The organism is Pseudomonas sp. Lz4W, assembly GCF_000346225.2.
GTDB classification, from domain to species: domain Bacteria; phylum Pseudomonadota; class Gammaproteobacteria; order Pseudomonadales; family Pseudomonadaceae; genus Aquipseudomonas; species Aquipseudomonas paraversuta.
Genome location: NZ_CP017432.1, coordinates 62,574 through 74,433, shown reverse-complemented (window position 1 = coordinate 74,433; position 11,860 = coordinate 62,574). Strand labels below are relative to the sequence as shown.

Below are 11,860 nucleotides of genomic sequence, written 5' to 3'. Positions count from 1 at the left end.
CGTCCCGTTAAGGCATCATTTCCAATGGCACCGGGTACACGTTGTCCCGTGCATCGCTGTCTTTGGCCAAGGCCACCCAACGGTCCACGTCAGCGTTGTAACGCTGGTAGTGGCGCAGCTTGGTGTTCAGGTTACGAATGAATTTCTCCTGGGCCAGACCATCCCAGCTCTTCCAGGTTTCTTCATCCAGGTTGAGGACTTCGCTCTGGTACGGCAGGTCTTCGAGGTACTCACCGAGCACACCCATGTCCGCCAGCCTGGCGTTGCCGTTCTGCTTGAGCTGATTGGGATCGGCGCCCATGGTCGCGGCGACGGAACGCAGGCGATCGAACATCTCGGTCGGCGAAATCAGGCCTTCGTTGGCGGCATCCAGAATCTGTTTCATCACGTCGCTCAAATCGCTGAGCTGTGACTTGGTCAGTAACACCCGGACATCGGTGGTGGGGATGTTTTGCTTGATCAGGTCGCGGTCAGTGATCCACGCCTGGAACACTGGCGGCGCCTGACTGTTGGTTTTTTCACCGAGGTACGCCAGTTGCATCGCGTGGCCGATCAGGGCCGCGTCATCCAGCAGTTTTTGCTCGGCCGGGTCTTTGCCGGCGACAGGCGCTTGCTTGGCGTTCAGCGCGCTGCCAATGGCATCGTCGCCCATGTAGGCGGCCTTGACCTGGGAGGTAATCGCGCTGGCCAGCGCATCCACTTTGCGCCCGAATGCTTGCACGTCACCGGCGTTGACCGGGTAGTACAGCGAGGTATTGGTGCCCGGGTAAGTCGACAGGTTTTGATATTGCGCTTCGGCTTTGCCGTGATCTTTGATCCCGGCCGGCGTTTTCAAGTGCAGGGTGTAAATCGCAACGCCGGGGTTGGCCGCCTCAAGGCGCACCTGGTCAGCGCTCAGCCCGGTGCTGCTCAATGGGTCGTCGCCCTCGATGGCACCCGCGTCGGTGATCAACACCACGTAGCGCGCACCGAACTGGGTCCAGTCCACTTTGTCGATACTGTGCATCACGCCCGCGAGCGAGTCCTCATCAAAGGCCTTGCTCGACACTTTGGCCTGTTTGAGGTCAGCCACCCTGGCCAGAAAATCTTCGCTGCCGGTGACCTTGTTCGGGTCGGCGTACATTTTGCTCACGTATTCCAGGCCGGGTACGGCTTGGGTGCTGGAACGGAATGCCACCAGACCGAACTTGACCTGATTACCCAGGTTCTCGCTTTCAATCTGTTTGTAGACCTTGCGAATGGCCTCGCGGGTACGGTCGATATAAGGATCCATCGAGATCGTGGAGTCGATGACAAACACCACCGCCGCGCTGAATTCCTTCAACTGGCTGGATTTCGCGGCCCCCGTAGCGCCTGGGTTTGCGCCGGCCTGCAGCGGTTTGTCTTCAGCCTTGCTCACCGACGCTACATTCAACAGGCGGGTGCGAAAGCCTTCTTCGGTCATGACTTCTTCGCCGCTCAACACCGGCAGCAAGTAAAACTGCTTGTGCAGGTCAACGAAGTATTCCGGCTCCTGGGCCAGTACTCCCGGAGCCTGTACTCCTTGCTTGAGCTTGGCGCGCAACGGCGCGACTTTGCTCACCGGGTCCGGGGCATCGAGGATGCCTTCAAGGGTGGCGCGGTCTTTGAAGAACATCAGACGGTCGCGGTTGGCCGGGTTGGTGAATGCCAGCGTGAGCTGCATCTTCCAGTCCGTGGTACAGGCTGCAGGCAACCAGCCGATAGTTTTGCCGTAGCTGTCAGGGCCGACCTTGAGCCACTCGGCATTACCCGCCTGGGCCCGTTCATATACGTAAAAGCGGCTGAATGTTGGCTGCGCCGCACCGGCATCACCGCCAGCAGCACTGCTGAGCTGACAACCCGGGGTGGTCAACACGCGCTGGAACAGAGTTTTCTTGCCTTCCTGAATCAAGGGCTTGTCGTCGGCGCGGGCCAGCGAGCTGCCGATGGTCAGCGCCAGCAAAGCGCTGGCAGCCAATGCAAAACGGCTCACGGTTTCAACTCCTCAAAGCGCGCCTTGGCTTCGGCATTCTCAGGGTCGTGGCTGAGGATGGTTTCGTACCAGTACGCCGCGGTGGCCGGGTCCGGCTCGGCAAAGCACTTGCTGGCCTGATGGAATTTCGGGTCGTACTCATGGGCGTAGGCGGTGGCAATTTGCAGGTCACCGGCTTGTGCACGGTTGGCGTACAGCCGCTGGGCGATGCCGCAATGGTTGTTGGCCTTGGCCACGGTGATGATTTCCAGCAACTCGGCGCTGCCCGGCGAATTCTTGATGCAGGCCTGCACAACGCTCAGCTCAGGCAGCACGGCCATGCTTTCCAGGGTACAGGCGGCATCGCCCGGTACAGGCTGCGGTGGCATCGGTTCAGGCACTGCCGGGGGTGTTTTGTTGAGCCAGAACCATGCGCCCAGGGCAAGGGCGGCCAGTACCAGCAATGCAATGAGCACCATCAACAACCAGGGTTTTTTCCTGGCTGGCACCGGTGGCGGCGGGGCCGCAGGTGCGGGCTCAATGACCGGCACGGGTTCCGGGGCCGGTTCGGTAACCGGCTCGGGAACCGGTTCAGGCGACACCACTGGCGCCACCGGGGTTTTCAGCTGGCCCGTGTCCTGGTGTACCGGGGCTTTGACATCCGTGGCGGCGCTGGATGATTGCAGGTTCTTGGCCGGGATCAGCATGCCGGCATCGCAATGGCCGTTACCGCCCTGCTCGCGCAATTCGAAGCGCAAGGTGGCCATGGAGCCCACTTCGAGTACCGGGTCGACCAATTGCGGGCCAACCACGGTTTCCAGCGCTTCGCCGTTGGCGGCGGCACTGAAGTGCGCCACCTTGAACCAGTACTGGCTGTTGCTCCAGTGCTGGTCGCCCTGCAGGAAATAGCCGTCCTGGTTACGCTGGACAGAGAACTCCAGACGCTCGTGGCCACCGGTCCAGTCTTTGACGATCAGGCACGCCTGACCGGCAATGTGGGGTTCAAGGGTGACCAAATCGACAAAAATTGACATTGCTTATCTCGCTTCAAACGCTTTGAGCACATGGCCCAGGCGTTCATTCTGTTCAGGGGTGAATTCGCTGCCGGTGCCGTGGCTGGCATTGTCCAGGGTGATGTGCGCCACCCCGGACAACCAGTCGCCAAGGAACTGCTGCGCCTGGTTAATCGGCTGCGCAGGCAGCTGCGGCAACGCGTCTCTGGCCACATCACCGTAGAACGAAAACAGCGCTTCGCGGTTGCCGGCATGGCTTTTAGGACGGGATTCAAGCGGTTCAGCGGTGTAACCGAACCAGGCCACAAAATCGCTCAGCACGCGCTGTACTTCCAGCACCTGGCGCTCGACCATCTGGTCGCGGCGCGAGCCACTTTGCGCACGCTTGAGCACGACGCGAATCAACTGGTCCTGCAAGCCGAGACGGTCACCGCTGAGGATCAACTCCTGAACCAGTGCTTCAATCGATGTTTTATCCAGCTCAAGGGCACGCATCAAACCCTCACGCTCCGGAACTGCACGCAAGTACTTCACCCAGTTCCTGAACACGGCACGGGCAAATTTGTGCTCGTTGCTTTGCAGCTCGGGAGCCTTGGACGCTGGCAACGGAGCGCTGGCCGGGGCATCGAAGTCCACCGACAAATCACCGAAATCATCACCAAAATCAAACTCGTTGCTGCTGGCATAAACGATCGATTGCCTGGCGGAGTCCTGAGCTGTATCGCCCGTCTCAGACACGCTGTCCTCTTCGTATACGCCGTTGAGGTAAAGCTCGCGGATCTCTTCGTTCGGCAGTTGCAAGGTGTTGATCAGCTCGCCCAGCACACCGCCGCGGCGCTTGAGCTGGGCCAGAATCATCTGCGCCTGGGTACGCTTGATGGCCACCATATCGGCGCCATCGGCCACGTAGTAACTGCCCAGGGTGTGCAAGGCTTTGCCGTTGAGTACCTTGTTCAGTTGCTCGCGGATGCGCTTGAGTTTGAAGTCAACGTTCGCCAGTTCCGTAAAGCTTTCGCTGAAACGGGTGATACCGCCGTCGTTGAGCGTGAGCATGGCGTCCCATGCCTGCTGTGCATCCTTGATGTACTTTTTGACATTGGGGCGCTCGACCAGAGTCTGGGCCATCAGCTCCAGCGTGCTGTGACTGTCCTCGGTGAAATGGCTTTCGTTGCCATCGGTACGACCAATGAATGCGGCCTGATGGCGCGGTTTGCGCACCAGATAGGTGTTATTGAACGCCTGGGCGCCTTGCCAGTTCGACATCCACGGGTAGTCTTTGAAGCGCTCGAGCATGGTGCGGGTCATCATGCCGTCCCACTCTTCTTCCAGCTCCAGGCGCGACTTCTTGTTCAATGACTGGGAAATGCAAAGGTCAAACATGGTCAGGGTCCAGATCAAGCCCGTGGCACGTGCGCCACGCTCTTGCGGGGTCTCGCCCTGTGTCGCGTTGATCCAGCGCGTCAGCACCGGGCCGACATCGTTGACATCACTTTGCTTGGTGCTGTTGGTGCAGACCACCAGTGCGTTCATTTCCTGATCATCGACATAACGCTCGAACAGGTACGCGACCTTGCCGCGACGGATCAGTTGCGAGATCGAGTTGGTCTGGCCGTTTTCCCTGGCGATGGAGGTCACGTTCAGGCGCCCGCGATATCCGGGAAAATCCAGCAGGTCCATTTGCTCGACGATCTGCGCGGCCGGTACTTCAATCAGGCGGAAGGTCATCTCGGCGGTGAGGGCCGCCAACTGCACCAGGGAAATCGGGCCGGGGTTGTGCAACACACCCTCGACCATCGGGCGCACCGACACCGGCACGTCAGTGGCGCTGCCGTAACGCTCCAAAATGTCGACGTTCATGATGCTGTTGCGACGGCTGAATTCATCGCCTACGCGCTCAGCCAGCACTGACAGCGGTGCAAAAACGGTGTCGGGCATGCCCAGCCGATTGAGCGCTGCGCCCAACTGCTGGTACACCTGGGTCAGGCCATCTTGCTTGCCCCACAAAATCGAAAACAGCTCGCCACGCTCCTGGGGATTGAGGCGCGGGGCCAGGTCGATGACTTTCGGCCAATAGTGATGGGGCAGAACTTTGAGCGATTGTTCAAAGCTCTGGTTCAGGTAATCCATCAACGACACGACGTCTTCGGCACTCACCCCAGGCTGCAGCGGACCCAGCTCGCGGCCTTCGAAAGGTTGCAGGGCCTGGCGCACCACGCTGTCGTCGATCACGAAGGAGACTTTTTCCTGGTCGAAGTCTTTGAACCAGGTGTTGGCAAAAATTTTCGCCAGTTCGATTTCGCGGAAAAGCTTGAGCTCCACCGGGAAGTTGTCGTCTTCACTGGGCTTGGCCAGACGACTGAAACGGGTCACCAGCCCGGTGGCTTCAGTACCGCCACCGCTGGGGTTGATGTTCTCGATGAAGTCCATACGCTGCTGGCCGAACTGGGTCTCGAGCGCACCGTTGGCCCCTGCCGCCAGGGCTGAAATAAGGTAGGACTTGCCCGCCTGGGACAACCCGAAGAAGCCGGTGGTCATCGGTGTGGTGGCTACCCGGCCAAGGTTGCGGGCCATGTTGCGCGCCTGATACAGGCCCAGCTTCAGGTCAGCCGCATCGCGATCAAGTTTGGGCGCCGTAACCCGGCTTTTGTCCACCCAGCCCAGGGCCTGGCCGGCACCTTCGTAGACGGCATTCCAGCTGGCGCTGAGGGCGATTTGCTCTGGGGTCAGATTGCTCATTTGCGTTTTACGCTCCCGCTGTCCAGCCAGTACTTGCTGTCACTCAAACCTTCCACCAGGGTGGTGTTGAGTTGCAGCAAAAGGTCATTTTTGCTGAACGTTTTGTCGGTATTCGAATCCACGTATGTCACCTCAAGCTCGTCGCTCAGTTGTCCCTGGCGCTTCATCTGCTCGGTGGCCTCGCTCACTTTGAAGGACACGTAGACCACGGGCATCTCGTTGTTCTGGGTCTTGGCCTCGGTAAAGCGCTGCCGCCCCTGGGGGGAGAAATCCAGGGTGTAGAGCGGCGTGGCAGACCAGCGCTCGGCCGCCAGCTGACGGAAGCCCAGGCGCATATTGCCGCGCATTTCCAGCGCTGGCGGCCTTGCATCCAGGCCTTCACCGATTTCGGGCAGCACGATGCGCCCGTCCTCGGAGGTCAGGTCGCGGAACAGGACGTCCGAGTCAACGATGATGTTGGCCCCGTCGATCTTGCCGATGTGCTTGATGGTCGAGTACGGCCTCAGGGCCGAGGTGCGGAAATAAAAGTTCGGCACACTGTGGTTGGCGCACAGCAGGCACAGCATGGCGCCGACAGATGCCGTGCTTTTAGGGTCGTCGATCAGGCCGTTTTTATGGAACGGGTACCAGTTGCCGGTGCGGTAATTTTGCAGCGCAAGGATGCGCCCCGGCGGCAGTGGCAGCATCTTGCGGATAAACGCCTGAATGCCCGGCAGACGCGATGGCCGCCCGGTCAGGAGCAACATGTCGCATGGATAATGCGCAATGACCTCGCACAACCCGGCAAGGATCTTGGTGATGTTGATGCCACCGCTGATGAACGCGCCATGCAGTTTCTGCAAGTCCAGGGTAATCGGCGTTTGCAGCAGATCGAAATCGGTCTGAACCCCCAGCTCGCGGCGAACCGCGGTGTTCACATACTCCAGCACGTTGGCTCTGACAGCATCTTTTTCCAGCAACGTCAGGTAGGTGTGGTCACTGGCCGGCGTGGCGAACTCCGGGTTGTAGAGCTCGTAGCGGCGCAGCAATTCAAGGGCCAGCGGCGTGAACACCTGCAGGTTCAATTGTTGGCGCAACACCATGTCTTGCGCGCTGCCCGATTCGGCGCCGCACAGCCGCGACATCAGGGAGCCGGGGAATTTAACCCCGGCGTTCTGCAAGGCGCTTTCAAAGCTTGGCAGAATGAACCCCTGAATCACGTCCAGCAGGATGTCGTCCCCCGCGACTTTGAAACCGTCACGGAAACGCTGCTCGGGCACGATGTGCACATTGCTGCCACTGCTGGCAGTGCCGGCACGGTCAAGACGGTAATCGGTGATCACCAGGTCGGTGGTACCGCCGCCTATGTCGATGGTGGCCAGGGTGATACGTTCGCGGTCCGTCTTGCCGGGGCGCGAGATGGCATCGAAGAATTCTTCCGGGTGCCCGGCGAAGTTTTCATTGACCTCGGTGTAGAGGTACACCAATTGCCCGCACGAGGCCTCGTCCCACTCCACCCGCACCTTGGGCAGCGGCGTAGTGGCCGGGCTCGAGTCGTGAGCGAAGGGGTCTTTGCGGTCGGTCTGCCAGTTCATGCTTTTCCACACCAGACCAATGGCGTGTCGCATGCGCTTTTCCAGGATGCTGCGCTCGGCCTGGGGCATGCCCGGCGGTACGGTCAGGGTGATGCTGTTGAGGCGCCGCGGTACGCGGGTATGGCCCTGACGCGAGCGCTGCGCCGGGCTATTGATTTGCATCAGCGCCTGGGCCAGCACTTCAGCGAGCATGAAAGTCATCAGCGAGCTGCGCGAATAACGCGGTACAAACACCGCCAGGCCTGGGGTGTCGAAGCTGTGCAGCGCGTCGCCGGTTCCGTTGATCAGCAGCGAAAACGGTTTGGCGGTGGCAAACGGCTCGGCTTCCTTTTTGTCGAAGCTGTAGCTGAAGCGCCATCCGTGATCGTAGGCCTCTTCATCCCACAGATAACGCTTGGGACTGGAGAGTCCGGTTGAGCCCTCGGTGCCACGACGGCGACTCGCCAGCCGCGCGGCCTCCTTGCCAACCCGGGCGATGGTTGGCCACAGGAAAGCCTCCGTGTGGCCACTTTTTACCGAACAGTCATCCTTGCCAAAGGAGATCTGGGCAAACTCGACGCGACTTTCGAACGCGTCGTTGTAGATGTGCTCCGGGCTCATCAGGTCCCGCAGCTCAAGCACATAGTTGTCTTTGAGACCGGAGCCGGACTGGCCGTGGTTTTCGATCAGAATGCCGCAGGTGCGCGAGTTGCCGACATCGAGGATCAGATCCACCGGAATCGGCGGCGTGACACCACTGCCATGGCTGGCCACGATTTTAAGTTCGGGCAGTTTCACTTGCGCCGCCGGGGTGTTGTTGTCCCGGGTGGTGCAAGGCTCCATGAACAAGCTGAGCAGGTTCAGGTAATGGGCTTCGGCATGACCGTCCTTGATCTCTTTGTCCAGCTCATCGCGCGGGGTTTTGGGATGGCCTTGCGTGAATACTTCCAGCAGCCACTCCCGCACCCAGATCTGATCCAGAAACCAGCGGGTCTGCTGGGGCTTGCACGCCAGCTTGAACGATACGCCGGAGCTGGCGTCGCGCTCGACCGGCCCCAGATAGAGGCTGGTGTCATGCTGTTCCATGAGCCGGGTATCCAGCGCGACCGTCAGGCGATGGGTGTTGCCATCAATGTCCGGCTCGGGCAGGCGCACCAGGCGCATCCGCGACCAGTTGGCCGGCCCCTGGTCAAAGCTCTGGGGCGGGCGGTAACGGAACACCGGGATCGGTACCCAGAGCCCGTCGTAGAGCTTGAGACTGGCTTCCATGCCGAGGTTGAGGGTACTGCGTGCGTCAACGGTCTTGCCCGGCTCGCTTTCGTAAAAGTAGCTGGTCATGCCGTTGCGTTCGCCCTCTTCGAGGCGGCACAACAGGCCATTGGTCAACGGCGCGAAATCACCCGAGGGCAGCTTCCTGGGGTCCAGGCGCAGGGCGAAATCCATGAACTGGATGCCGGTATCGGCAACAAGGATAACGGTGTCTTCAAATTGGGTAACTTGAGGCAGCATGTCAGAGTTTTCCAGTCATTATTCGCCCGTCTGGCGCATGGTGATGGGGAATTTTTTGTCTTCGTAAGCGCCGGTGCAGTCGGCAATGCTTTTGGCCCCCTGACGACAATCGATTTGCGGCATGTCATAGCTGCTGCCATCGCTGCAGGCGGCCTGGGCCTGGCTATTGATCGCCAGGCTGCCGGCCTGCATGGCCGCAGAAACCGGACCGGTGCAGCTGATGCCATTGGCCTTGCGCACAATGACCTCGCCCTTGCCGTCCTTGAACTGATACTCAAGGCGCAGTGACAGACCGGTGTTTTTGTCTTGAATGCCCGCGCCCGCGCGGTAGTGGCCGTTGAGGAAGGCGGCCTGGCCATCCGCGCTGTCGGCCGGGATGATCAACGGCTCGCCGGGTACAGGCACAGGTGCCGGAGTTTTCGGCAGCTCATCCGGGATTGTCGGCGGCGTCGGCGGGGTAGTGGCGTTATCCGCTGTCGGCGGCTCTTGAGCCATGGATGCCTGGGCGTTATCGGTGCCTGGCGGCACCACCGACTCCGGCTGGACCGCAGGCGGGGTCTGCACTTCAGGCACCTGGCCTGCAGTTTCAGCCGTGCCCGCTGCCCCGCCAACCTGGCCACTGCCTGACAGCTCGCGCGATGGCGTGAGCGTGGACGTGGGGTTGGGCCTGGAAACAGGTTCAGAAACCTTGAGCCCGTCCAGGTTGAAGTCCACCAGCCATGCCGGCACTGGCACCCCCAACTGCGGGCCACAGCTGCGCAGACCAAACAGTAGCAACAGCAGCAGTAACAGCGGGATCAGCCACCACAACCAGCGCCACCACGACCGGGCCACCACTGGCACCGGCACCGGGGCGGGTGCCGGAGCAGGCTCGGCCAGCGGGGCAATCACCGGGGCAGGGGTAACGGGTGCTACCTGTGGCCGCAGACAGTACAGCGGGTCGAGGCCGTGGTCAGTGCCCGGACGACGGAAGCCCCAGAACGTCAGTACCGGTTTGCCGTTGACCAGATAAACGTAGTTCTCATCCGGAAATGGCAGCACGTGGGCCAGCAGCTTGCCGAACACCGTACGGTCTACCGAAGGTTTGTGGGCACTGTCGGGGTCGAGTTGTTCAGCACTGAGCTGATTGAGAAAAGACTGCAGCTGTTCCAGCTCGACAACGGCTTGAGCACGTTCCTGCGGGGTGGCGCTGGCCCAGGGAATCACATCGCCGGGTAGCTCGCTGTACCAGTCAATGTTGTCGCCCAGCTCATCGCTTTGAGGGATGGCCAGATGCGTTGCCATGTCAGGATTTTGGCAGCGAATCGCTTCGCGCAATTGCAGTGCCGCCCGATAGACTGGCTGACCGGTCTCACCCAGGGCAGTAAAAGCCCCGCTTTTGCCACTGCGAAGAAGTGCGCCGCGCATCCGTGCTCCGTGTTTTAAGTTCGCGCGGCAAAACCCGGACATGAGTCCGTACCGCTTCCTTGATTAGCTGGCGACAGTAATGTTTAAGGGCCATAGAGTCAAATGGCCATTATCTGGGGAGCCGTATTGGTTCAAAAAATGAGCGGTGGATCACCCTGGCATCGCGGGTGTCCCGGTGGCGGCCCGGGTTCCCAGGTCCTCGGCAAAGCGCAGCAGGTAGCCATCGGGGTCGAGCAGCAGGCAGTTGCGCTCACCGAACAACACCTCGTTGCTGCGGTACCAGCGCTCTTCAAGGGGTTTGCGCAATGTGTACCCGGCGGCTTCGAAACGGTCGATCAGGGCCTGGACGTCGGGGCATTTGATCGACAGGTTGATGCCTCGCCCGAAAGGCGCCTCCAGCGGCCCGACCCGCCAGGAGGAGGGTTCAAGATCATCCTGCTCCAGCATCAGCTGGCTGCCGTGATATGACAGAAACGCAAACTGATGCTCAGGTCGCTGGTACTCGATCTGAAAGCCCAGCACTGCGCAGTAAAAATCCAGGCTGCTGGCAAGGTCCGAGACGATCATCTCGGGGACCAGCCGATTCATCACCAACATACAAAAACGTCCTTGTTCATATGGGTAAACGCACCGCCTTGGCGCGTTATTCGGTCGGCGGCAGCAATCTGGCTTCCAGCTCGGCCACCTTGGCTTCCAGGCTTTCGAGGCGGGCACGGGTGCGGGCCAGAACCACCATTTGGCTGTCGAACTCTTCACGGCTCACCAGATCCAGCTTGCTGAAACCGCTTTGCAGCAAGGCTTTGAACTGGCTTTCGATTTCATTGCGCGGCAGCGCAGTTTCGCCACTGAGCACACGGGAAGCATGGCCACTCAGGGCGTCGAGGAGGTCTTTGGGCGCGAGCATGGGTAAGGTCCTGAAAAACTGATGGTGGCGAGTGTATCACGCAGTGTCCGGGCCCAATCTTCGGGGGCCTTCGCACGATTTTTGGGCGCCTGGCCTGCCGGGCACGCACTGTTTACGTGCACAAATGCCCTGCCAAATCAGGCCAAAAGCCATCAGCTATGGGTATCTCCCTGTAATTACTGACTTTTCCAGACATGGCAAGGTTTCTGCTTAGTTGGCTGTGACTCAGGCACTGATGCAGTAGCTGTGACCTAGGCAGTGCGGCAGGTGGTTCAGGGAAAGCTTTCGTCACCGGCGATTGAGACACGTGGAACAGCCTGAACAAGGCTGACGATGCGTTACAAAGCCAGACACTGCGCTTAGACTTGAGCCGGGTTTGTTTTCCTGGGGCAAGTCCACCAATTCGGGAGAAGTTTCATGAAGCTAGTCACCGCCATAATCAAGCCGTTCAAGTTAGACGACGTGCGCGAGTCGCTGTCTGAAATCGGCGTGCAGGGCATTACCGTTACTGAGGTCAAAGGCTTCGGCCGGCAGAAAGGTCACACCGAGCTGTATCGCGGCGCGGAATATGTGGTCGATTTTCTGCCAAAGGTGAAGATTGATGTCGCCATCGACGACAAAGATCTTGACCGGGTTATCGAGGCGATAACCAAGGCTGCCAACACCGGCAAGATTGGTGACGGCAAGATTTTCGTGGTCAATCTGGAACAGGCTATCCGCATCCGTACCGGCGAAACCGATACCGACGCAATCTAAGCCGCCATAC

8 protein-coding genes are annotated in these 11,860 nt (G+C 60.1%); 1 reads left to right on the top strand and 7 read right to left on the bottom strand.

Annotated elements, in window-relative coordinates; translation table 11 throughout:
- Positions 1 to 7: 7 nt before the first annotated feature.
- The 7 genes from B195_RS00330 to B195_RS00300 form a co-directional block, all read right to left on the bottom strand.
- Positions 8 to 1,993, bottom strand: a complete 1,986-nt coding sequence (locus B195_RS00330) for a vWA domain-containing protein (protein ID WP_003437880.1) — start codon at positions 1,991 to 1,993, stop codon at positions 8 to 10.
- Positions 1,990 to 3,006: a hypothetical protein gene (locus B195_RS00325; RefSeq protein ID WP_003437882.1), complete on the bottom strand. Its 1,017-nt coding sequence runs from the start codon at positions 3,004 to 3,006 to the stop codon at positions 1,990 to 1,992. Before B195_RS00325 ends, B195_RS00330 begins: the two co-directional genes overlap by 4 nt.
- A 3-nt stretch (positions 3,007 to 3,009) precedes the next feature.
- The gene (locus B195_RS00320) at positions 3,010 to 5,721 is read right to left on the bottom strand and encodes a virulence factor SrfC family protein (RefSeq protein WP_003437884.1); all 2,712 of its coding nucleotides are present in this window, start codon (positions 5,719 to 5,721) and stop codon (positions 3,010 to 3,012) included.
- A complete protein-coding gene (locus B195_RS00315) occupies positions 5,718 to 8,783 on the bottom strand; it encodes a virulence factor SrfB (RefSeq protein WP_003437886.1) in 3,066 nt (1,021 codons plus the stop codon). The genes B195_RS00320 and B195_RS00315 overlap by 4 nt, the downstream gene beginning before the upstream one ends.
- Positions 8,784 to 8,801: 18 nt before the next feature.
- Positions 8,802 to 10,190 carry an SrfA family protein gene (locus tag B195_RS00310; protein WP_003437888.1) on the bottom strand — a complete coding sequence of 463 codons (1,389 nt, stop codon included), beginning with the start codon at positions 10,188 to 10,190 and terminating at the stop codon, positions 8,802 to 8,804.
- A 150-nt stretch (positions 10,191 to 10,340) separates the two neighbouring features.
- Positions 10,341 to 10,787, bottom strand: coding sequence for a VOC family protein (locus B195_RS00305; protein WP_003437890.1), 447 nt, complete (start codon positions 10,785 to 10,787; stop codon positions 10,341 to 10,343).
- 46 nt (positions 10,788 to 10,833) lie between these two features.
- Positions 10,834 to 11,094, bottom strand: a complete 261-nt coding sequence (locus tag B195_RS00300) for an accessory factor UbiK family protein (protein ID WP_003437892.1) — start codon at positions 11,092 to 11,094, stop codon at positions 10,834 to 10,836.
- Between the two features lie 417 nt (positions 11,095 to 11,511).
- On the opposite strand from B195_RS00300, the gene glnK reads away from it, so the two are divergent.
- Positions 11,512 to 11,850: a P-II family nitrogen regulator gene (gene glnK / locus B195_RS00295; RefSeq protein WP_002555808.1), complete on the top strand. Its 339-nt coding sequence runs from the start codon at positions 11,512 to 11,514 to the stop codon at positions 11,848 to 11,850.
- Positions 11,851 to 11,860 lie beyond the last annotated feature (10 nt).